The following is a 23,796-nucleotide window of genomic DNA, read 5'->3' on the forward strand; positions in this document are numbered from 1 at the left end:
AGGCATTGCAACCATTTAAGAAATGGTCATCAGTAGTGTTAACTGTGCTAGCTTGCCTTGAACATGTCACGCCATGCCTCCTGAAATCGGTGGAGGCCCTGTCAGCCATCAACAGATTTATGCGGTCTCGAACTACGCCGGGAAACCGCGTGCAATCCTGACGGTGGCTGCGAGTCCTCGGTCACACGTTCTCGCCCGGGCCAGGGTCGAGCCGGTCTCTTGTGCGAGCTTCGAAGCACGGCTTCGAGATCGTGAACTGGTCAAAAAGCGCGGATCAGGCACTCACATAGTTCGAGATGACGGCCGCGATCTGATCTGGACTGAGATACCCCATCTGGGATTTCATGAGAGTGCTCAATTGTGTGCTCGACAGGCTCGCTATGTCTTCCGTGGATAGTCCCGCCACGCCGTTCGAACTGAACGACGCGATATCGCCGGTTGAGAACGTCGCCAGCTCTTGCGTCGACAGTGCCGCAACTTGCGCTGACGTCAGCCCGCTCACCTGGCTCGTGGTCAAGGCCTCGGCTTGTGCCGTCGTCAGGGAGGCGATGGCCCTGGTGCTCAATCCCGCGATCGCCTTCGAATTGAGGGCGACGATATCATCCGTGGTGAACACGGCGATGTCATCGGTGTCCAGTGCAGCGAGCTGCAATGCATTCAGTGCATTGATCTGCGATGTCGACAGAGCCGCGATTTGATCGGTGCTCATCGCTGCGATCTGATTGAAACCCAGCGAGGCGAGCTGGCTGGTCGACAGGGCTGCGATCTGGTCGCTCGTCAGAGCTGCGACAAAGGTCGTGGACAGACCCTGTATCGAGTCCGAGCTGATCGCCGCGAGTTCGGCGGTGGAGAAGGTTCCCAGATCTTCCGTCGTCAAGCCTGCTGCACCTGAGGAACTCAAGGCTGCGATCTGGGCGGTCGACAGCGCCTCAACTTGCTCGATGCTCAAAGCCCCGACCTGCACACTGCTGAGGCCGGCGATGCTGGCTGTGCCCAGCGCTGCGATTTGCGCGGTGGAAAGCGATGCGACAAAGTCCGTGGACAACCCCTGGATGGAGCCGGAGCTGATCGCGGCGATATCGCTGGAGGAGAACTTTGCGAGGTCGCTCGTGCTCAGCCCTGCGATGCCTGTCGAACTCAAGGCGGCAATTTGGGCCGTGGAGAGCGCCTCGATCTGCTCGACGCTCAGGGCGGCAACCTGTGCACTGCCCAGGCCCGACACGCCCGCCGTGCTCAGCGCCGCCACCTGCGCCGTTGACAGGGCTGCGATATCGTCGGTGCTGAGGACAGCGATCTGTTTGGATCCGAAAGCACCGATTTGAGCTGTCGTCAAAGCCTCGACCTGGTCGGTGCTCAGAGTGGCGACCTGCGCCGTCGTCAGTCCCGCGATGCCATCCGTGCCGAAAGCGGCGATCTGCGCCGTTGACAGCGCTGCAATAACGGCCGTGGACAGACCGGATATGGCGCTCGCGCTGATCGCTGCGATATCGGCGGTCGAAAAAGTCCCGAGAGCGTCGGTTCCGAGGATCGCAATCTGCTTGGAACTGAGGGCTGCCACCTGGGCAGGCGTCAAGGCCTCCGCTTGGTTCATGCTCAGCGCCGCGACCTGATCGGTGGACAAGCCCGCAATGCCGCCTGTGCCAAGTGCCGCGATTTGCGCGGTTGTCAGCGCCGCAATAACGGCTGTGGACAGGCCCGATACGGCGTTCGAACTGATCGCCGCTATGTCGGCGGTCGAGAAAGTGTCGAGATCATCCGCCCCGAGGGCTGCGATCTGCTTGGAACCGAGGGCGCCGACCTGGGTCGGCGTCAGTGCCTCGGCCTGATCCGTACTGAGCGCGGCCATCTGGTCGGTGGTCAGGCCCGCGATACCGGACGTGCTCAACGCTGCGATCTGCGCCGTCGACAGAGCCGCGATCCCTTTCGTACCGAGTATCACGGTTTGTTTGGAACCAAGCGCCCCGATCTGCGCCGTCGTCAAAGCTTCGAGCTGGTCGGAGCTCAAAGCGGAGATCTGAGCCGTGGTCAGGCCCGCGATACCGGCAGTGCTGAGCGCCGCGATCTGGTCTGTCGAGAAGGCAGCTATCGTAGCCGTGGACAGGCCCGCTATGCCATTCGAATTAATCGCCGCGATATCGGCGGTAGAGAAGGTCTCAAGATCGTCCGTTCCCAAGGCTGCGATCTGGGTCGAGCTCAACGCGGCAACCTGGGGCGTCGTGAGGGCCTCGGCCTGGTCGGAACTCAGAGCCCCTATCTGAGCCGTGGTCAGGCCGGCGATGCCGGCCGTGCTGAGGGCAGCGATTTGCGCGGTCGACAGCGCAGCGATACTTGCGGTGCCAAGGCCAGCAATCTGGGTGGAGGCAAGGATAGCAACCTGCGCGGTGGTCAGGGCCGCGAGCTGGCCGGTGCCCAAGGCGGAAATCTGTCCTGTGGTCAAACCTGCGATGCTGGCTATGCCCAACGCCGCGATCTGGTCCGTCGAGAAGGCGGCAAGCGTGGCCGTGGACAATCCCGATATGGCGCTCGAACTGATTGCCGCCATATCGGCGGTCGAGAAAGTCTCCAGAGCATCCGTTCCCAGGGCCGCTATCTGCTTCGAGCTCAGCGCGCCGACCTGCGTAGCCGTCAGGGCCTGGGCCTGATCGGTGCTCAATATGGCGATCTGCGCGGTGGTCATGCCCGCAATGCCGGCCGTGCTGAGCGCCGCGATCTGGTCCGTCGTCAGGGCGGCGATGTCATCTGTGCTGAGGGCAGAGACCTGCTTGGAGCTGAGAGCGCCGATCTGGGCTGTCGTCAGGGCCTGGGCCTGACCGGTGCTGAGGACGGGAACCTGCGTGGTGGTCAGACCCGTGGTGCCGGATGTGCTGAGTGCGGCGACTTGCGCAGTGGAAAGGGCAGCGATAACGCCCGTGCTCAATGCCGCGACCTGGGTCGGGCTCAGAGCCGCAATCTGCTTGGTAGGCAGGGCATCGACCTGACTGGTGGTCAGGACCGCGATCTGTCTGGTGGAAAGGCCGGTGATCCCTGCCGTGCTGAGTGCGGCGATCTGCGCCGTCGACAGTGCGGCAACGGCTGCCGTGGACAAGCCCGATATGGCGCTGGAGCCGATCGCTGCGATGTCCTTGGTCGAGAAGACAGCTATGTCGTCGGCTGTCAGGGCTGCAAGCTGCGTAGAACTGAGGACGGCGACCTGAGCAGTCGTCAACGCCTCGGCCTGACCGGTATTCAAGGCCGCGATCTGTTTGGTGGTAAGGCCGGCAACGCCGGATGTACTGAGCGCGGCGATCTGCGCCGTCGATAGTGCGGCAATGGCAGCGGTGGACAGGCCGGATATGGCGCTGGAGCTGATCGCGGCGATACCATTGGTGGAGAGAGCAGCCATGTCGTCCGTCGTCAGCATTGAAAGCTGGGCCGAATTCAGCGCTGCGATCTGCGTCGTGGTGAGAGCCTGAAGCTGGCCAGTGCTCAAAGCGACAATCTGCCTGGTGGTCAGACCGGCAATGCCGGAGGCACTGAGCGCGGCGATCTGCGCCGTCGACAGCGCGGCAACGGCGGCCGTGGACAGGCCCGATATGACACTCGAGCCGATCGCCGCGATGTCCTTGGTCGAGAAGGTCGCGATGTCGTCCGTACTCAGGACTCCAACCTGTTTGGAATTCAGAGCGCCCACCTGGGCAGCCGTCAGGGCCTCGGCCTGTGTGGTGCTCAGCGCCGCGATCTGTTTCGTGGAAAGGCCGGCGATACCCGAGGTGCTTAGAGCCGCGATCTGCGCGGTGGAAAGCACGGCGATAACGCCTGTGCCCAAAGCCGCGACCTGTGTCGAACTCAACGCTGCAATCTGCTTGGTAAGCAGGGCATCCATCTGATTGCTGCTCAAGGCGAGAATCTGGTCGCTTGTCATCCCGGCAACGCCGCCGGTGCTGAGGGCGGCGACCTGGTTTGTCGACAGGGCTGCGACGGCAGCCGTGGACAAGCCCGAAATGGCAAGCGAACCGATCACCGCGAGATCGGCGGTCGAGAAGGTTGCTATATCTGCCGTGCTCAACGCGGCGAGCTGGGTTGAGCTCAGTGTTGCGACCTGGCTCGTCGTCAGCGCTTCGGTCTGTGCCGTGCTGAGGGCCGCAATCTGATCGGTGGTGAGGCCGTCGATGCCGGCGGTGCTGAGTGCCGCTATCTGGCCGGTGGAAAGCGACGCGATAGCTCCCGTGCTCAAGACGGCGACCTGGCTCGAGCTCAGCGCCGCAATTCGCGCCGTGGACAAGGCGGCAATCTGCGCCGTGGACAAGGCGGCGACCTGATCGGTTGTCAGGCCTGCAATGCCGGTCGTACTCAGAGCTGCGATCTGGCCGGTGGAGAGTGCGGAGATGACAGCCGTGCTCAGGCCGGGGACGGCGGTATTCGAAATCGCCGCTATGTCGGCAGTCGAGAACGTGGCTATGTCGTCTGCACCCAACGCAGCCATCTGGGTCGAACTCAGCACCTTCACCTGCGCGGAGGAAAGTGCCTCGACCTGCGCCGTGCCAAGGGCGGCGATCTGGCTCGTCGTCAGACCCGTGATGCTGAGTGTGCTCAGGGCGGCAATCTGGTCAGTGGAGAGGGAGGCTATGATATCCGCATCCATAGCGGCAATCTGCGATGAACGCAGAGCCGCCACCTGTTTCGTGACCAGAGCATCGACCTGGCCGGTACTCAATGCATCGATCTGCGTCGTGTTGAGGCCGGCGACGCCCGCTGTGCTCAAGGCTGCGATCTGCGCGGTCGACAGAGCGGCAATCGCAGCCGTGGACAATCCCGATATCGCACCTGAACTGATCACCGCGACATCGGCGGTGGATAGAGCGGCGATATCATCCGTCCCAAGAGCGGAGAGCTGGGTGGATTTCAGGGCCGCGAACTGGCTCGTCGTCAATGCTGCCACTTGATCGGTGCTCAGAGCGTTGACCTGATCTGTGGTCAAGCCGGCAACACCGGAGGTGCTTATGGCTGCGAACTGCGTTGTGGAAAGCGAGGCGATGACATCCGTGCTAAGCGCCGCGATCTGCGCCGAGCTGAGCGCCGTGACGCGCACCGTGGGCAGGGCGGCGATCTGCGCCGTGCTCAGGGCCGCGATCTGGCTGGTCGTCAACCCGGCAATTCCGACCGCGCTCAGAGCAGCGACCTGATTCGTCGAGAGCGCCGCGATGACGTTCGTGCCCAAGCCCGATATGGCCTTGCTTGAGAGCGCCGCGATCTCCTCGGTCGAGAAGGTGGCGATATCATCCGTTCCAAGAGCGGCAATCTGGGTAGAATTCAGCGCGGCAACCTGGCTCGTCGTCAATGCCTGCATCTGCGCCGTACTCAGCGTGTTGATCTGATCGGTCGTCAGGCCTGTAACGCCGGATGTACTCAGTGCCGCAATCTGCGCCGTGGAAAGGGATGTGATCACGCCGGCATTCAAGGCGGAGACCTGTGTCGACGTCAGCACTCCAATTCGCGCAGTGCTCAACGCCGCGATTTGGCTGGTGCTCAACGCTGCGATCTGACTGGTGGTCAGGCCGGCGAGCGCGCTTGTGCTCAGGGCGGCAATTTGCGCTGCGGAAAGATCTGCGATGACGCCGGTGCTCAAGCCCGCGGCGGCTTTGCTTGATATCGCCGCTATATCCGCGGTCGAGAAGGCGGCTATATCATTCGTCCCGAAAGCGGCCATCTGAGTTGAGCTCAGTACCGCGACCTGGGTCGTGGTCAGCGCCGCAACCTGGCTGGTGCTCAAGGTCGCAATCTGGCCGGTCGTCAGGCCGACGATCGCACTTGTGCTCAGCGCCGCAACCTGCTCGGTGGAAAGCGATGCAATGACACCGGTGCTCAGCCCGACTATGGCTTTGCTTGATATCGTTGCAATATCGGCGGTCGAAAACGTGGCTATGTCATCCGGGCTCAAGGCGGCAAGCTGTGTTGAACTCAGCACCTTGACCTGTGAGGACGACAGCGCCTCGGCCTGCGCTGTGCTCAACGCCGCGATCTGGCCGGTCGTCAGGTTCGCAACGGCACTGGTGCTGAGGGCAGCGATCTGCGCGGTCGAAAACGCCATGATGTCGTCCGTACCCATGGCGGCAACCTGAGCTGCTTTCAGGGCGGCAGCCTGGGTGGTCGTCAAGGTGGCGACCTGCTCCGTGCTCAGGGTAGAGATCTGGCTCGTCGTCAAGCTTGCAATGGCACTTGAACTGAGGGCGGCGATCTGTGCGGTCGAAAGCGCAGCAATTTGGCTTGTCGTCAGGCCGACAGCCGCGCTTGTGCCCAAGGCGGCAATCTGATCCGTGGAAAGAGATGCAATAACATCGGTACCCAGGCCTGCCATGGCTTTGCTGGAAAGCGCCGCGATCTCGGCGGCCGAGAACGTGGCTATGTCGTCCGCACCCATGGCGGAAAGCTGGGTCGAGCTCAGTGCTTTTACTTGAGCGGCGGAAAGCGCCGCAGCCTGCGTCGTGCTCAAGGCGGCGATTTGGCCAGTGGTCAGGCCGGCGATGCCGACCGTACTGAGCGCGCTGACCTGTTCGGAGGAGAGGGATGCGATGACATCCGTACCCAAAGCCGCAATCTGCTTGGAACTCAGCGCGGCGACTTGGGTCGTCGCCAGGACGGCCGCCTGTGTCGTGCTCAACGCCGCGATCTGATTGGTGCTCAGACCTGCAATCCCGGTCTTGCTCAAAGCAGCAATCTGGGTGGACGAGAGGGCTGCTATGACGTCCGTGCTCAGGCCCGATATCGCTCTGCTGGAAATCGCCGCGATATCGGCGGTCGAGAAGGTCGCGATATCGTCCGTTCCCATGGCGGAAAACTGTGTCGAACTCAGTGCCGCGACCTGCGTTGTCGTCAACGCCTCGGCTTGTGCCGTGCTCAAGGCGGCAATCTGGGTCGTCGTCAGGCCGGAAAGACCGGTTATGCTTAGGGCGGCAATCTGTGCGCTCGATAGCGCCGCGATTTCGGTCGTGCTCATGACCGCGACTTGCGCCGCCTTGAGGGCGTTGACCTGTGTCGTCGTCAAGGCTGTGACCTGCATCGTGCTCAAAGCAGCAATCTGGGCCGTGGTCAGGCCCGCGACTGCGGTCTTACTCAGGGCGGCCATCTGCGTGTTTGACAGCGCCGCGATGTCATCTGTACTCATAACAGCGACTTGCGTCGCCTTGAGAGCGCCGACCTGCGTCGTCGTCAGGGCAGCGACCTGCTCCGTGCTCAACGCTCCTATCTGGGCTGTCGTCAGACCGGAGATCGCGCCGGTGCTCAAGGCAGCGATCTGATCGGTCGAGAGGGCCGCGATAACGGCCGTGGACAAGCCGGGCACCGCCGAAACGGTGATTGCCGCCATATCCGCGGCGGAGAATGTAGCGACGTCATCCGTCCCGAGTGACGCAAGCTGGGACGAACTCAGCACCTTGACCTGCGTGGAGGAAAGCGCCTCGGCCTGATCCGTGCTCAGCGCTGCGATCTGGCTCGTCGTCAGGCCGGCGATAGCACTCGTACTCAGGGAGGCAATTTGTGCGGTGGAGAGCACCGCAATATCGTTTGTCCTCATCACCGCGATTTGCGACGCTTTGAGAGCAGCGATCTGAATTGTTGTGAAGGCGGCGACTTGAGCCGTGCTCAGTGCTGCGATCTGGCTCGTCGTCAGGCCGGTAATCCCACTGCTGCTCAGGGCGGCAACCTGATCGGTGGAAAGCGCTGCAATGGCGCGCGTATCCAGGCCCGATATCGCTTGGTTGGTGATCGCAGCAATATCATCAGTGGAGAAAGTCGACACGTCCGCAGCGCTTAGAGCCGCCAACTGCTTTGAGCCAAGGGCTTTGACCTGAGACGTGGTCAAGGCTTCCGCCTGATCTGTCGATAGAGCGCTGATCTGCGCTGTGGTGATCGCGGCGATCTGAAGCGTGCTCAGACTTTCGATGTCCGAACCGGTAAGAACAGCGAGCTGATCAAGCGTCAAGCCGACGATGGCGTTTTGTGAAATGGCGTTCAACTGCTGCGAACTGAGGACATCAACGTCTTCCGTATCCAACGCGGCAATTTGAGCCGAAGAAAGGACGCTAATCTGCTTTGTAGACAGTGATGCTACGTCCTCCGTCGTCCAGGCCTTAACCGCAGCGGTCGAAAGAGACCTGATCTGAGTGGTGCTTAGGGTGGTGACGATCGAAGTCATACGTGCAGCTCTTAATGTTAGCTAATACGGAAAGCCATTCACCCGATAACCAGCATCGCGTGAATGTTCGGGGCCCGAAAACTGACAGTCATAAAAATTCACAGCCTGACAAAGCGGGTGTAGTCAGACTAGCTTGCCCGAACCTGAGGTTGGTGTACCCAGCGGGATTTCACCCGGCGACGTCGAGCAGCGTTCCATTCGGAACGTGCCCTCCATGCTGTCCGGAGCGAGGCTGCGTGCGCTCGTTGGACACGCAGCGAAATATGGAAATATAAGGCGCTAGGAAAATCGCCGGACGTGGCAGGCTTTATCGGAGAAGCCATCGGGCTTCTGCCCGAACCAACCGATAAAGCCGCCGCCAGTCTTCGTTTGAGCAGACGTTGCTTATCGCCCGCTGCTGGCGCTTCACGGCGCTAAGCCGTGAGACGCTTCAGTGGAACAGGACGCTTGCGCCCTGATCGGCCGGACCCGCGGCACGGCGGAACGGGGCGAAGAGCTCGCGCCCCATGCCGAATTCGTTCCCGGAGAGATCTGCGGTGACCGGTTCGCGCTCGGCCATATCGGCGGCGTCCACCAGCACCTCCAGCGTGCCGGCGATCGCGTCGATGCGGATGATGTCGCCCTCCCGGATGCGGGCGATAGGGCCGCCTTCGACGGCTTCCGGCGTGACATGGATTGCGGCCGGAACTTTGCCGGATGCGCCGGACATACGGCCGTCGGTCAGAAGCGCCACGCGGAAGCCGCGATCCTGCAGCACGCCGAGCGCCGGCGTCAGCTTGTGCAGCTCCGGCATGCCGTTGGCCTTCGGGCCCTGGAAGCGGACGACGGCGACGAAGTCGCGGTTCAGCTTGCCGTCCTTGAATGCCTGCTGCATCTCCAGCTGATCGTGGAAGATGACGGCCGGCGCTTCGATGATGTGGCGTTCCAGCTTGACGGCGGAAATCTTGATGACCGCCTTGCCGATGTTGCCGCGCAGCATCTTCAGGCCGCCATTGCCCTGGAACGGCGTCTCGATGCTCGCCAGCACCTTCGGATCGGCGCTCTTTTCAGGTGCCGGTTCGCGCGCGACATTGCCGTCGGCGCCGAGCTTGACGTCGATGGAATAGGAGCTGAGGCCATGACCGTAGACGGTACGCACGTCATCGTGAAGCAGCCCCTTCTTCAGCAGCTCCTTGATGAGAAAGCCCATGCCGCCGGCGGCATGGAAGTGGTTCACGTCGGCAAGCCCGTTCGGATAGACGCGGGCAAGCAGCGGGATGATGTCGGAAAGCTCCGAAATATCCTGCCAGGTCAGCACGATGCCGGCGGCGCGCGCCATGGCGACCAGGTGCATCGTGTGGTTCGTCGAGCCGCCGGTGGCGTGCAGGCCGACGACACCGTTGACGATCGAACGCTCGTCGATCATCTCTCCGGCCGGCGTGAATTCGTTGCCCATGGCGGTGATGGCGAGCGCCCGCTTGGTGGCCTCGCGGGTCAGGGCCTCGCGCAGCGGCGTGCCGGGATTGACGAAGGACGCGCCGGGCATGTGGAAGCCCATGATTTCCATCAGCATCTGGTTGGAATTGGCCGTGCCGTAGAAGGTGCAGGTGCCGGGGCCATGATAGGACTTCGATTCCGCCTCCAGCAGTTCGGGGCGGCCGACCTTGCCTTCGGCGTAGAGTTGGCGCACGCGCGACTTCTCGTCGTTCGGCAGGCCTGACGTCATCGGCCCGGCCGGAATGAAGACGGCCGGCAGATGGCCGAAGGAGAGGGCGGCGATAACGAGGCCCGGCACAATCTTGTCGCATACGCCGAGGAAGACGGCCGCATCGAACATGTTGTGCGACAGGCCGACGCCGGCCGACATGGCAATCAGGTCGCGCGAGAACAGCGAGAGCTCCATGCCCGGCTGACCCTGCGTGACGCCGTCGCACATGGCAGGCACGCCGCCAGCCACCTGGGCGATGCCGCCGGCCGCGGCTGCTGCCTCGCGGATGATCGCGGGATAGGTCTCGAAGGGCTGATGCGCCGAGAGCATGTCGTTATAGGAGGTGATGATCCCGAGATTGGGCACGCGGTCGCCCGCCAGTGCATCCTTCTCGGAGGGGGAACAGACTGCGAAACCATGCGCCAGGTTGGCGCAGCCGAGCACGGAGCGTTGCGCACCCTTCATCGCGGTATTGCGCAGGCGGTCCAGATAGCGCTCTCGCGTCGGCTTCGAGCGCTCGACGATGCGTGCGGTAATCTTGGAAATGCGGGCGTCAGCGGCCATGGTCGATCTGCCTCCGTCTGTTCTGCGCGGTGCCCCGGAAGATCGGCTTCGATCTGTTTTGGTAGAGGGCGTGGCGCGTGGTTCGAATGTCAATGCGATGCCGATACGCCCTTGCGGGCGCCCGGCGCAGCAGCTGTTGCTGGTCTTTCAGAGTTCGATGACGAGGCCTGTCGGCTGCGTCAGGGAGCCCAATAAATCTCGACTGGAGAGGCGGCCCGGCGCAGCACGGCGCGGATCGGCATCTCGGTTTCTTCGCCCGGCGCTTCCGCCTTGGCCAAAACGTCCTTCTTGCCCTCTCCCTCGATATGGAGCACCAGCAATCGGGCATCCTGAAGGCTGGAGAAGGTAAACGTCAGCCGCGGCTCACCGGCACCTTCCGCTTCCATCGTGATGATACCGCGCGGTGTCTTCGGATCGAGAGCGGTCAGGAGATTGCTGCCGCCCGGAAAGAACGAGGCCGTGTGGCCGTCATTGCCCATTCCGAGGATGGCGACATCGAAGGGCTGGCTGACGACTTTGGTCTTCTCCGTGGCGATGGCTGCGGCCTCCTCGACGGAAGCCACGGCCTGATAGAGCGGGAGGAACTTGGCCGCAGCGGCCTTGTCCCTCAGCAGGTTTTCCTGGACGAGCAGGTGGTTCGAGCGCGGATTGTCTGCCGGCACAAACCGTTCGTCGACCAGGGTGATGGTCACCTTGCCCCAGTCAATCGAACGCGAGGACAGCACCTGGAAGAAGGCCTTCGGCGTCGAGCCGCCGGAGACCGCTATGCTTGCGGAGCCGCGCGCGGCGATGGCGGCCGAGAGGGCCTCGGTCACCTTGTCCGCGAGCTTGCCGGCGAGTTCGGCGCCATTGGCGAAAGCATGCATATTCGCTGTCATCGTTGTCGTCCCGGATTAAATATCGTCATGCCAGGTGCGGCCGTCGCGCTCGATCAGCGCGATGGCCTGGCTCGGACCCCATGTGCCGGCCGTATAGCCCTGCACCTGCTGACCGGCCTCTTCCCAACCCTTGAGGATCGGATCGACCCACTTCCACGCCGCTTCCACTTCGTCGCGGCGCATGAACAGCGTCTGGTTGGAGCGGATGACGTCCATCAGCAGGCGCTCGTAGGCATCCGGATTGCGGACGTTGAAGGCCGAGGCGAAGCTCATGTCGAGCGAAACGTTGCGCAGGCGCATGCCGCCCGGACCGGGGTCCTTGATCATCAGCGACTGCTTGACGCCTTCGTCCGGCTGCAGGCGGATGATCAGCTGGTTGGCGACGGTGCGGCCAGCGGCCTGATCGAAAATATTGTGCGGGATCGGCTTGAAGGTGATGACGATCTCCGACATGCGGCCTGCCAGACGCTTGCCGGTGCGGATGTAGAAGGGAACGCCGGCCCAGCGCCAATTGCCGATCTCGGCCTTGATGGCGACGAAGGTTTCGGTGTTGGAGACGCCGCCTTCGAGTTCATCGAGGTAGCCCTTGACCGGGCCGCCCGAGGATGCGCCGGCGCGGTACTGGCCACGAACCGTCGCCTGCTCGACGTTGGAAGCGTTGATCGGCTTCAGCGCGCGCAGCACCTTCAGCTTCTCGTCGCGCACGGCTTCGGAATCCATCGAGGAGGGGATTTCCATCGCGGTCAGGCAAAGGAGCTGCAGGATGTGGTTCTGCACCATGTCGCGCAAGGCGCCGGCGGTGTCGTAGTAGCCGGCACGGCCTTCAAGGCCAACCGATTCCGCAACCGTGATCTGCACATGGTCGATGTGATTGGCGTTCCAGAGCGGTTCGTAGAGGGCGTTGGCGAAGCGCAGCGCCATCAGGTTCTGCACGGTTTCCTTGCCGAGGTAATGGTCGATGCGGAAGATCTGCTCTTCCTTGAAGACCTTGCCGATCGTGTCGTTGAGCTGCAGGGCCGAAGCGAGGTCGCGGCCGATCGGCTTTTCGACGACGATACGGGTCTGCTTGGTGATCAGCTTGTGGTCGTGGATCTTCTGCGAGATGTCGCCGAAGATGCCCGGAGCGACGGCCAGGTAGAAAGCGCGGACGCGCTCCTTGCCCTCGTCGAGAATCTTCTTGAGCTGATCCCAGCCGGCATCACTGCGCGCGTCGACCGGAACATAGAACAGACGGGCGAGGAACTTCTTGACTTGCGCCTCGTCATATTCGCCCCCCTTCAGGTGTTCCTTGAGGGCGGCGTCGGCGAATTTGCGGTATTCCTCGTGCGAAAGCGCGCTACGCGAAGCGCCGATGACGCGGGTCGGTTCGGAGAATTGGCCTTCGATCTGGCGATGATAAAGAGCGGGCAGAAGCTTGCGCTCGGCAAGGTCGCCACTGCCGCCGAAAACGACATAATCAAATGGTTCAACGGGAATGATTTGGCTGCTCATGAGGTATCTCTCAATCGGTCTTGGTTGAGGTCCCTTTTAATCTAATCGATTTAAAAAGGCCAGTGTGCATCGCAAAATTCAGACTCGGCTTTTTATAGTGGATTGCCGGCGGAAGAAATCCATCTTCCGATTTTTAGAACCTGTCGCGCAACGCAAACCACGAGAGCGCCAGGAAAAGCAGAGGCGCCCGCATGCGCGCGCCGCCGGGGAAAGGTGGAACATTCAGCTCCTTGAAGAGGTGAAGCTCGTCCGCATTCCCGAGAACTGTTTTCGCATAGAGTTTACCGCAATAGTTTGACAGCATGACCCCATGCCCGGAATAGCCGCCGATCGAGGTGACGCCCGGCATGACCTCCCGCACGAAGGGCTGGCGCGGCATGGTGATGCCGACCGATCCGCCCCAGGCATAATCGATGTTGATATCCGCCAGGGCCGGATAGATCTCGGCGATCTGCCGGCGGATGTGCTGCGTTATGTCGCGTGGATTGTCTGATGTATAGGCCTCGCGCCCGCCGAACAGCAGGCGCCCGTCTTTCGATTTGCGGAAATAGCGCACCACGAATCGCGAATCCGCGACGGCTTCGTTGCCGGGAAGCACGGTCGGGAAGCGATCGAGCGGTTCGGTGGCGCCGATGAAGGAGCGGATCGGCATGACATGGCTCGCGGTCACCGGCTCGAGGTTGTCGATATAGCCGTTGCAGGCAATCAGCACCCGTTCGGCGGTGATTTCGCCGCCGTCCGTCTGGATGATGGTCTTGCCGCCCGATTGCCGGAAGGCCTGCGCCCTGGTCATTTCGAAGAGGGAGGCGCCTGCCTCGGCGGCGACCCGCGCCAAGCCGATGAGCAGCTTCAGTGGGTGGATATGCCCCGTGCCCATGTCCCTGACGCCGTAGAGATAGAATTCGGAGCCCAGCCGTTCCTGGGTCTCGGTCCGATCCATGAATTTGACGTGCGGATAGCCGTAGCGCGTCGCGGCGATCTCCGCATTTTCCATATAGGCGTGCTTGTAGCTCGGCTTGTGCGTGACATTCATCTGGCCCGGCAGGAAGTCGATGTCGATACCGTGCTCGGAGGCGAAATCGAGAAGATGGCGCTTCGCATCCTCGGCAAGATCGAAAAGAGCCTTCGAGCGCTCGTAGCCGATCTTCTCTTCGAGCTCCTCGGGCCATGAGCGCTGGCCGGTACCGAGCTGACCGCCATTGCGGCCCGAAGCGCCGTCGCCGAAGCGGTTGCCGTCGATCAGCACCACTTCGGCACCACCCTTGGCGAGATTGTAGGCCGCCTGCAGGCCGGTATAACCGCCGCCGATAATCGCGACATCGGCCCGGCGCGAACCATCGAACTTCGGATAGATCGGGCGTGGGCCGACGGTTGCCTGATAAAAGGAAAGTCCCGGCGCGATCGGGCTCTGCCATGTTTCGTGCAGTGTCATGGGCGATCCCTTCACACGTTGAGCAGAAGGAATTCCCGCTCCCACGGGCTGATCACCTGCATGAAGGTTTCGAACTCGCCGCGTTTGACACCGGCATAGATGTCGATGAATTCCTTGCCGAGGACCTCCTGGAAGGCCGGTTCGCCCTCCAGGAGCGCGATGGCTTCAAGCAGGCCGCGCGGCAGGTCGATCGAGCCTTCGTTGGCCGAATCCTCGGTCGGTGCCGTCGGCTCCACCTTCTTCATGATGCCGAGCAGGCCGGAGGCGAGCGAGGCGGCGAGCGCGAGATAGGGGTTGGCGTCGGAGCTCGGCAGCCGGTTTTCGACGCGGCGGGCCTGCGGATCGGAGACCGGCACGCGGAAAGCCGTGGTGCGGTTGTCGTAGCCCCAGGCATTGTTGACCGGGCAGGACATGTTCGGCGCCAGCCGCCGATAGGAATTCACATAGGGCGCAAGCATCGCCAGCGCATTCGGCACATAGCGCTGCATGCCGCCGATGAAGTGGAAGAATTCCTGCGACGGACTGCCGTCCGGATTGGTGAAGACGTTCTTGCCGGTCTCGATGTTCACGACGGACTGATGAATATGCATCGCCGAGCCCGCCTGGCTCTGCATCGGCTTGGCCATGAAGGTGGCATAGATGCCGTGCTTCAGCGCTGCCTCGCGAATGGTGCGCTTGAACATGAACACCTGGTCGGCAAGCTCGATCGGGTCGCCATGGCGCAGGTTGATTTCGAGCTGCGCCGGACCCTCTTCATGGATCAGCGTGTCGATCTCGAGACCCTGCTTCTCCGAGAAGTGATAGATATCGTCGATCAGTTCGTCGAACTCGTTGATGCCTGCGATCGAGTAGCCCTGACCGCCGAGAATCGAGCGGCCGGAGCGACCTTTCGGCGGATGCAGCGGATAATCGGGGTCGTCATTCTTGGCGACGAGATAGAATTCGATCTCGGGCGCCACCACCGGCTTCCAGCCGCGGTCGCGATAGAGTCCCAGAATCTGCTTCAGCAGGTTGCGTGGCGTATAGGAAACCGCGTGTCCTTCGGAATTGACGATATCGCAGATCACCTGCGCTGTCGGGTCGGTTTCCCAGGGGACGACGGAAAGCGTCGAGAGGTCCGGCACCAGCTTCAGGTCGCTGTCGCGCGGCTCGTAGCGGAAGCTCTCGGTTTCCTCCGGATACTCGCCCGAAATCGTGTGGCGGTAAATCGCGGAAGGCAGTGCCAGCGACGTATTGGAGGTGAATTTCGAGGTCGGCATCATCTTGCCGCGCGGCACGCCCGCAAGGTCCGGAGTGATGCATTCGATGTCCTCGATCCCGCGCGCCCGCAGCCACTGGGCTGCTTCCTTCCAGTTTGCCACGCCGCGTGCCGATCTCAGGCTAGGAGGTACCGTAGGGACTTTCGAGACAGGCACGGAAGCTTTCAGCGGGGTCTTTCTCGCAGGCATAAAACACCGTATTTGGATTGATCGGTGATTGCATCATAACCGCAGTTTGCCAATTGGCGAGGGGGAAAACCGCTCGGACTTTCGCCGTATGATGGAAAAATGATCAGTGAGCGCGGCGAATGATTAGGGGTTGAAGCGTGGTCGGCAGGTATGATGTGATCGTTCTCGGAGCGGGCGCGGCAGGCATGATGTGCGCCATCCGCGCCGGCCAGCGCGGGCGTTCCGTCGCCGTGCTCGACCATGCCGCGGCACCCGGCGAGAAGATCCGCATTTCCGGCGGCGGCCGCTGCAATTTCACCAATATCCATGCCGGCCCGAAGAACTTCCTGTCCGCCAATCCGCATTTCGCCAAATCGGCGCTGGCTCGCTTCACGCCTCGGGATTTCCTCGCCATGGTCGAGCGCCATGGCATCGCCTGGCATGAGAAGACGCTTGGCCAGCTCTTTTGCGACAACAGCGCCAAAGACATCATCCGCATGCTGACCGACGAGATGCGCGCGGCCGGCGCGCAACTGTTGTTGCGCACGGAAACAAGCGGGGTGGAACAGATTGACAGCGGCTATCGCATCAGCACTTCGGAGGGCACCTTCGAGGCACCCTCGCTGGTTGTCGCGACCGGCGGCAAGTCGATCCCGAAAATGGGCGCGTCCGGCTTTGCCTATCGCATCGCCGAGCAATTCGGATTGCCGCTTGTCGAGACGCGGCCGGGCCTGGTGCCGCTCACGCTCGATCCGCAGCTCCTTCAGCGCCTCGCGCCGCTTTCCGGCATCGCCGCGCCTGCCGAAATCCGCCACGGCAAGACGGCATTTCGCGAAGCCCTGCTCTTTACCCATCGCGGCCTCAGCGGGCCGGCCATCCTGCAGATTTCCTCCTACTGGCGGGAAGGGGAGGAGATTACCGTCGCGATCGAGCCTGACGTCGATGTCTTTGCACTTCTCAAGAAAGCAAAGCAGGCCAACGGCCGGCAATCGGCGCAAACAGCCCTTGCCGAGCTCCTGCCGAAGCGGCTGGCGCAGCACTTCGTCGAGGCCGAGGGCGTGTCTGGCAATCTGGCTGATCAGTCCGACAAGCGCCTGGAGCAGCTCGCGGCTGCCATTCAGTCCTGGCCGGTAAAGCCGTCCGGCTCGGAAGGGTATCGCACTGCGGAGGTAACGCTCGGCGGCATCGATACCAGCTGCCTCGATTCGAGGACCATGCAGGTGAAAGCCGCGCCCGGCCTCTTCTTCATCGGCGAGTGCGTCGATGTGACCGGCTGGCTCGGCGGTTATAATTTTCAATGGGCATGGGCGTCCGGTCATGTTGCCGGCGAGGCTGCGTGAGCCTCCATATTCAATGCCTTGTGCGCTCCGTCAGAAAATGGAACCGGCCTCTGGTTCTCGCGTTTTCCTTTCCTACATGTTTACTGAATACATTGGCAGTTGCCGAACAGACTATTTGCCGGTTATCGTGTCAGTGCGAAAATGGGAATATGCTCATGAACAAAACCAATCGTCGTGCTCGCGCCATTGCAATCGCTCAAACCCGGGATAACGCCAAGCTCCTGGCCGCGAGGCTTTTGATGCTGGCGATGGGTGCTACCGCGGCCTGCATCGCGTATCTGGCCGTGCGCGGCTATTGAGTTTAGCCGCTTTTCATGTCTTGGCCGTCATTGTCCTGGCGGCTTTTGTCTGCGCGTCAATATTCTTTTCGACGCCTTCTGACTTGCATCTGTTCAGCTACGAGGCGCCCCGCTGGCGCCTTATCTGAAAATTAATCTATCAGACCGACAATTCCCGCAGTTTTATGGGGCGCTCGTCTGCGAGACCGAGCCGATGCAATGATTGCTTCCTGACACCACTCAGGACCCCGCCTGCGAAGATTTTCAAGATTGACGAGGATACGTCCGGCCAGCGCTGCGGAGGCGTCGGCGAGGGGAGCGGTGAGAGGTCTGAGCCACCATGTTGATTGATAGGATACTGTCTCGTTTCAAGATCAAGACGAAGGTTCTCATATTCGTCCTGCCCTTCGTCATCAGCATTTCCGCCGTCGGGCTCACCGGGCTCTATGCTTCCGGCCTGCTGCAGGGACGCATGGAAATCTCCAACAGCGTGCTGCAATCGCTGACTGGCTTCAAGAATCTCTATGGTTCCATGGATGACTTCCTGCGCATCACCAATGCGCAGCAACGCGACAAGCTCTACGGGGATATCAAGTCCCAGCAGGGCGTGCTCAATGCGACGCTCGGCCAGCTCGGCGCGGATTCGGAGGGCCGCGACAATCTGACCGACGCAACCGCCAAGACGGCCGACACGGCCAATCTCGTCGGCAGGCTTTGGACGCTCCACGAGCAGGAGGTTGCGTTCCGCAAGACCATCGACGACGCACAGCGAGCCTTGATCAGCGCCCGTTTCAACGTCAATTTCAACAGCCAGCAACTGGAAGATCAGATGCGGCAGGATCAGGCCGACGCGACCTCGACATTGCGCGCCGCGGACCGTCTGCTGAAAGGCGGCGATCTGCTTGCCTCGGTTGCTGAGGATTTCAACAAGGGAGCGACGCCGGCCGACAAGGTCAAGCTTCTCAAGGACCGGCTGCCGGATCTGAACAAGGCCCTGCGTTCCATCGACCTTGCGCTGCCGCAGAACCAGAAGAGTGTCGTTCAGTCGCTGACGAGCACGATCAAGGATCTGACCACTTTCACCGAAAGCACCGATGCGCCGACCGATGACACCATTACCAATATCGGCCGTCTTCTCTCGCGCTTCCGCCAGACATCGACCTACACGCAGCTGACGGCGACGCAGATGATGCGTCAGGCGACCACGACCTTCGTATCGCTGGATGCCCGCGTCGCGCAGACCAATTCCGTTCTGCAGGATACCCGCCGCCTCGAAGATTCGGTCTACTCGCTGCAGCTCGTCCTCGCCGAGTTCAACGCCAATACCAACAAGGACAATCTCGTCCGCCTGCGCCAGGAAATCGCAAAGCTCGGCGGCGATATCGATACGCTGAACCAGAGCGCCAAGAGCATGGATTTCGCCGGTGATATCGATGCGGCCATCCGCCCGGCGATCAAGTCGATGGACGACGCCGGCGGCAAGCTGGTCGATACGATCACCCAGCGGGTTGCCGAATATGCAAGTGCCCGCCAGCAACTCGACCAGGTGTGGAGCCAGCTGACCGCCTTTGCCGAGACGCAGAAGCAGAGCGCCGGCTCCGAACGCGACCAGGCGAACTACATATCCATCCTGGCGACGGCTTTGGGTATCATCCTCTCGGTCGCCGGCGGTATCGCACTGGTCCTCACCCTGCAGCGTCCGATCGGCCAGATCACTGCAGCCATGCGCCGGATCGCCGATGGCATGCTCGAGACGGCGATTTCCGGCGAGCAGCGTCACGACGAAATCGGCGACATGGCCCGCGCGCTCGGTATCTTCAAGGAAAACGCCATTTCGAAGATCCGCATCGAGGAACAGAGCGACGAGGAGCGCGCTGCCTCCGAATACGAACGTCAGCGCAACGACGCTGAAAAGCGCGAACTCGACCGCCAGATCGATTTCGCGGTCAGCGAGCTTGCAGCCGGTCTCGAACGCCTCGCGCAAGGCGATATTTCCGCCACGATCGAGACACCCTTCATCGGCCGCCTCGAACAGCTTCGTCAGGACTTCAACAGCTCGCTGTCGCGCCTGCAGGAGACGCTGAGCCAGGTCCGCAGCAATGTCGAGATGATCCAGAGCAACGGCAACCAGATGGCGGCCTCCGCCGAGGATCTGTCGAAGCGCACCGAGCAGCAGGCGGCTTCGCTGGAGCAGACCGCCGCCGCCGTCGACGAGATCACCGTCACCGTCCGCTCGTCCGCCGAGCGTGCCAAGGACGCGGATGCCATCGTGCGCGAAGCCAAGCGCAGCGCCGATGACAGCTCCGTGGTCGTCGGCAACGCCATCGACGCGATGGCACGCATCGAGGGCGCCTCGCGCCAGATCGAGCAGATCATCGGCGTCATCGACGAGATCGCGTTCCAGACCAATCTCCTGGCGCTCAACGCCGGTATCGAGGCGGCGCGCGCCGGTGACGCTGGCAAGGGCTTCGCCGTCGTCGCCATGGAAGTGCGCGAGCTGGCACAGCGCTCGGCCGCCGCCGCGAAGGAAATCAAGGGACTGATCAACAAATCGACCCAGGAGGTCAATTCCGGCTCGCAGTTCGTGCAGGAGGCCGGTTCTGTCCTGGCGCAGATCAGCAGCCAGATCGTCACGATCAGCCAGCATGTGGAAATGATTGCCCGCGCCAGCCACGACCAGGCAAGCGCGCTGCAGGAGGTCAACGCCTCGGTCAACCACATGGATCAGATGACACAGCAGAACGCCGGCATGGTGGAAGAGACCACGGCGGCAAGCCGCGAGCTGGCCACCGAAGCCGACGCGCTGTTGCATCTCATCCAGCAGTTCAAGATCGAAGCCGGATACAGCTCAGGCTATATGCGGGAAGAAGCGGCTTGACCGCAGCAACCATCATCATCGCAGGCGGACCGGTTGATCTCCAGCCGGTCCGCTTTTTTTGTCGCCTTGTAAGCGGCATACAGACGGTCGAGCACACGCCCGCCCCAGGGGAAAAGCGGCCAGGGATCGTGCCCATAGTCGAGGTAGAACAGATCCTCGTTGCGGCGCCATTGCTCCTCGCGCGCCCGGCATTGTAGTTCGATGGCCTTGGCCAAAGCGATGCTGTCCATCATGAGACATCTCCATGTTGTGGGCATCTCTTCAACTACACACAGAAATTTGCTTTATAAACAGCCGTTTTCGCCTTATGTTTTTCAATTATGAAAAACACGGCATGGGATTCCTATCAACTTTTCCTCGATGTCGCCCGTGGCGGCGGGCTGACGGGAGCGGTCGCGACCAGCGGTTTGAGCCCGGCAACGATCGGCCGGCGCATGCTGGAGCTCGAAGGGCAGATCGGCCGCCTGCTTTTCGAGCGCAGCCAGGCCGGCTACACATTGACCGGCGATGGCCAGGCGCTGTTCGACCAATTGCTGGAGATGGAGGCCGCGGCTCGCAAGGTGGATAGCTGGCAGCGCGATGCCCAGGGCGGCGCGGTCGTCCGGATCGCCGCCGGCACCTGGGTCGGCTGGCTGCTCAGCCAGAACATGCCGGTGATCTGCTCGGAGCGGGACGGCTTTCGCATCGATCTGCATCTTGGCGAGCGCCGCGCCAGCCTTGCCCATCGCGAAAGCGATATCGGTATCCGCGCCTTCGAGCCGGAGGAAGCCAATCTTGCCGCCATCAAGACCGGCGATGTCGCCTATGCCGCCTATCAGGCCCGCAACATGCGCTTTGCCGGACCGCAGCGCTGGATCGCCGTGGCGGAAGACGAGGCGGTTTCGGCCTATCTGCGCTGGCCGCATCAGAACCGACGGCAGGAGATCGCCTTCACGGTCAGCCGCCCGCGGTCGCTTCATGATCTGGTGCTGGCGGGGTCTGGCATCGCGGTTCTGCCCTGCTTCGTCGGCGATCAGGAGCCGAGGCTGGAGCGCGTCGGCGAGGAAATAGCAGCCCTCCGCCACCGGCAATGGATCGTCATGAACAATGCCGATCGCCATCGCCGGGAAATTCGCACCGTGGTCGATCGCATGACCCGGTTGTTGAAGAGTCATTCGGAGCTGTTTGCCGGCAAGCGCCCGACCTACGCGTGAACCGGCGGCGATGAACCGCCGGTTTGCTCTTGTTCAGCGCGCCGCGTCGCCCCAGCGATATTCGACGGTGGCGTCATCCAGCTTGGCTTTCAGCTCCGGATCGAGCTTGAGATCGATGGCGGCGAGCGTGTCCGTCAACTGATCCGGGCGGCTAGCACCGATGATGGCTGACGTAATGACCGGATTGGCGGCGACCCAGGCAACGGCGAGCTTGACGAGCGACTGGCCTGCCTCTTCGGCGATGCCGCGCAGCTTCTCGATCGTTGCGAATTCGCGTTCGTGCCAATAGCGTTGCAGGTAGTTGGTACCGGCGCTGCGCAGCTGCGAGCTGAAGCGGCCTTCGGTCGGTGCGACATCGTGCCTGTGCTTGCCGGTGAGAAGGCCTCCGGCGATCGGATTGTAGGGGATGACGGCGATGCGTTGTTCTTCGGCAAGTGGCAGCAATTCGCGCTCGATTTGGCGGAACAGCAGATTGTAGCGCGGCTGCACCGAGACGAAGCGGGCGGTGCGCAAAAAGTCAGCGCGGCCAAGCGCCAGGGCCAGCCGATAGGCCAGGAAGTTCGACACGCCGACATAGCGGGCCTTGCCCGAGCGTACGATGATATCGAGCGCTTCCAGCGTCTCGTCGATCGGCGTTTCGCGATCGTCGGAATGCAGCTGGTAGAGGTCGACGTAATCGGTGCCGAGACGCCGCAGCGAAGCGTCGATGGCATCGAGAAGGTGCTTGCGGGATGCGCCCTGATCCCAGGATGACGGGCCGACCTTGCCGACGGCTTTGGTCGCGACGATGAAGCGGTCGCGCTTGCCCTTCAGCCAGCCGCCGACGATCTCTTCGGTGCGGCCGGCAAGCTGCTCGTCGCCGCCAAGCGGGTAAACGTCGGCCGTGTCGATGAAGTTGACGCCGGCGTCGGCCGCCTTGTCGAGAATGGCGTGGGCTGTGTCTTCCTGCTTGATCTGCAGGCCGAAGGTCATCGTGCCCAGGCATAGGCGCGAGACGCTGAGGCCGGTATTGCCGAATTTTTGGTACTGCATGATGCACCCTTGAATTATGGGTTGGGTTTGCCCGCTGGGCAGGGCTGCGAAACGGGCGTGAGACTATTCTAGGAGTGAGACGCTCCGATGTTAGCAAAGCTGGTTTCCGCATTCACGCAGGAAGCGGATCTTGAGTTCACAATCGCGTGCAAGCAGGAAGCGTCACCCTTTGCAAATCCGCCAAAGCTCGTAATGGCTTGCTTTTCCCCCTTGTGGCGTTCCGATTTCCTTTCTAGTCTAACGGGAAAAACAGAGGGTTGGGTGTCGCCAAGATGCCCTTGAACAAAACAGGAGTGACTATGAAGTCCATGTTCGCACGGCTCGCAGCAACGGCTTTCGCGGTCGTTTCGCTGGCGACGGCCGCTCAGGCAGAAGACAAGGTCGTCAATATCTACAACTGGTCGGATTATATCGACGATTCGATCCTGACCGATTTCACCAAGGAAACCGGCATCAAGGTCGTCTACGATACGTTCGATCAGAACGAGACGCTGGAAACCAAGCTTCTGGCCGGCAAGACCGGTTATGACATCGTCGTGCCGACGGCATACTTCCTGCAACGCCAGATCAAGGCCGGTGTCTTCCAGAAGCTCGACAAGTCCAAGCTGCCGAATATTTCGAACATGTGGGATACGGTGCAGCAACGCATCGCCACCTACGATCCGGGCAATCAATACGCCATCGACTACATGTGGGGCACCAGCGGCGTCGGCTACAATGTCGACAAGGTGAAGCAGATTCTCGGCACCGACGAAGCGCCCGATATCGACGTGATCTTCGATCCCAAGCTCGCCGCCAAGTTCAAGGATTGCGGCATCTATATGCTGGATTCGCCGACGGACGCCATTCCGGCCGCCCTGCGCTATCTCGGCCTCGATCCGAATTCGACCAAGGCCGAGGATTTCAAGAAGGCCGAGGCGCTGCTGACCTCGATCCGGCCCTTTGTCCGCAAATTCCATTCCTCTGAATATATCAATGCGCTCGCCAACGGCGATATCTGCATCGCCTTCGGCTATTCCGGCGATGTGCTGCAGGCACGCAATCGAGCCGTAGAAGCCAAGAACGGTGTGAACATCGGCTACTCGATCCCCAAGAAGGGCGCGCAGATGTGGTTCGACGTCATGGCGATTCCCGCCGATGCGCCGCATGTCGCGGAAGCGCATGCCTTCCTCAATTACATCATGAAGCCGGAAGTCATCGCCAAGGCCAGCAACTTCGTCTCTTACGCCAACGGCAACAAGGCGTCGCAGCAGTTCGTCAACAAGGACGTGCTTGAAGATCCGGCTGTCTACCCGACGGATGAGGTCAGGAGCAAGCTGTTCACGCTCACCCCTTGGGATCCGAAAACACAGCGCGTCGCCACGCGCTTGTGGACAAAGGTCACCACTGGCCAATAATTCGAAGAGGCCCGGACGGCAACGTCCGG

General features: G+C 61.8%; 13 protein-coding genes. 5 read left to right on the plus strand and 8 right to left on the minus strand.

Features of this window, described 5'->3' with window-relative positions; all coding sequences use genetic code 11:
• Positions 1-274 precede the first annotated feature (274 nt).
• The 6 genes from AB8B29_RS01305 to AB8B29_RS01330 all read right to left on the minus strand — a co-directional run bounded on the left by AB8B29_RS01305 (position 275) and on the right by AB8B29_RS01330 (position 15,670).
• Complete coding sequence (locus tag AB8B29_RS01305) at positions 275-8,170, minus strand: beta strand repeat-containing protein (RefSeq protein ID WP_439006084.1); 7,896 nt, start codon at positions 8,168-8,170, stop codon at positions 275-277.
• Positions 8,171-8,600: 430 nt separating this feature from the next.
• Positions 8,601-10,421, minus strand: a complete 1,821-nt coding sequence (edd, locus tag AB8B29_RS01310) for a phosphogluconate dehydratase (RefSeq protein ID WP_037199048.1) — start codon at positions 10,419-10,421, stop codon at positions 8,601-8,603.
• A gap of 179 nt (positions 10,422-10,600) precedes the next feature.
• The gene (gene pgl / locus AB8B29_RS01315) at positions 10,601-11,299 is read right to left on the minus strand and encodes a 6-phosphogluconolactonase (protein ID WP_047640443.1); all 699 of its coding nucleotides are present in this window, start codon (positions 11,297-11,299) and stop codon (positions 10,601-10,603) included.
• A gap of 15 nt (positions 11,300-11,314) precedes the next feature.
• A complete protein-coding gene (gene zwf, locus AB8B29_RS01320) occupies positions 11,315-12,790 on the minus strand; it encodes a glucose-6-phosphate dehydrogenase (RefSeq protein WP_037199044.1) in 1,476 nt (491 codons plus the stop codon).
• Positions 12,791-12,923: 133 nt separating this feature from the next.
• Positions 12,924-14,222, minus strand: coding sequence for an NAD(P)/FAD-dependent oxidoreductase (locus AB8B29_RS01325; protein WP_047640444.1), 1,299 nt, complete (start codon positions 14,220-14,222; stop codon positions 12,924-12,926).
• An 11-nt stretch (positions 14,223-14,233) separates the two neighbouring features.
• A complete protein-coding gene (locus tag AB8B29_RS01330; protein WP_037199041.1) occupies positions 14,234-15,670 on the minus strand; it encodes a glutamine synthetase family protein in 1,437 nt (478 codons plus the stop codon).
• A gap of 137 nt (positions 15,671-15,807) precedes the next feature.
• On the opposite strand from AB8B29_RS01330, the gene AB8B29_RS01335 reads away from it, so the two are divergent.
• From AB8B29_RS01335 to AB8B29_RS01345, 3 genes are all read left to right on the plus strand, one after another.
• Positions 15,808-16,989: an NAD(P)/FAD-dependent oxidoreductase gene (locus AB8B29_RS01335; protein ID WP_037199040.1), complete on the plus strand. Its 1,182-nt coding sequence runs from the start codon at positions 15,808-15,810 to the stop codon at positions 16,987-16,989.
• 155 nt (positions 16,990-17,144) lie between these two features.
• Positions 17,145-17,288, plus strand: a complete 144-nt coding sequence (locus tag AB8B29_RS01340) for a hypothetical protein (protein ID WP_167669525.1) — start codon at positions 17,145-17,147, stop codon at positions 17,286-17,288.
• Between the two features lie 319 nt (positions 17,289-17,607).
• Positions 17,608-20,145 (plus strand): methyl-accepting chemotaxis protein, encoded by a 2,538-nt coding sequence (locus tag AB8B29_RS01345; protein WP_037199038.1) that lies wholly within the window; start codon positions 17,608-17,610, stop codon positions 20,143-20,145.
• On the opposite strand, the gene AB8B29_RS01350 is transcribed toward AB8B29_RS01345, so the two are convergent.
• On the minus strand, positions 20,121-20,378 hold the full coding sequence (locus AB8B29_RS01350) for a hypothetical protein (protein WP_047560985.1): 258 nt from the start codon (positions 20,376-20,378) through the stop codon (positions 20,121-20,123). The genes AB8B29_RS01345 and AB8B29_RS01350 overlap by 25 nt on opposite strands.
• A gap of 87 nt (positions 20,379-20,465) precedes the next feature.
• On the opposite strand from AB8B29_RS01350, the gene AB8B29_RS01355 reads away from it, so the two are divergent.
• On the plus strand, positions 20,466-21,338 hold the full coding sequence (locus tag AB8B29_RS01355) for a LysR family transcriptional regulator (protein WP_047560989.1): 873 nt from the start codon (positions 20,466-20,468) through the stop codon (positions 21,336-21,338).
• Between the two features lie 33 nt (positions 21,339-21,371).
• Here AB8B29_RS01355 and AB8B29_RS01360 read toward each other — a convergent pair whose 3' ends face one another.
• Positions 21,372-22,370, minus strand: coding sequence for an aldo/keto reductase (locus AB8B29_RS01360; RefSeq protein WP_047560993.1), 999 nt, complete (start codon positions 22,368-22,370; stop codon positions 21,372-21,374).
• Between the two features lie 308 nt (positions 22,371-22,678).
• On the opposite strand from AB8B29_RS01360, the gene AB8B29_RS01365 reads away from it, so the two are divergent.
• Positions 22,679-23,767, plus strand: a complete 1,089-nt coding sequence (locus AB8B29_RS01365) for a polyamine ABC transporter substrate-binding protein (protein WP_234903768.1) — start codon at positions 22,679-22,681, stop codon at positions 23,765-23,767.
• Positions 23,768-23,796: the final 29 nt, after the last annotated feature.

The organism is Rhizobium sp. 11_C7_N12_5, from assembly GCF_051811145.1.
Lineage (GTDB): Bacteria > Pseudomonadota > Alphaproteobacteria > Rhizobiales > Rhizobiaceae > Rhizobium > Rhizobium lusitanum.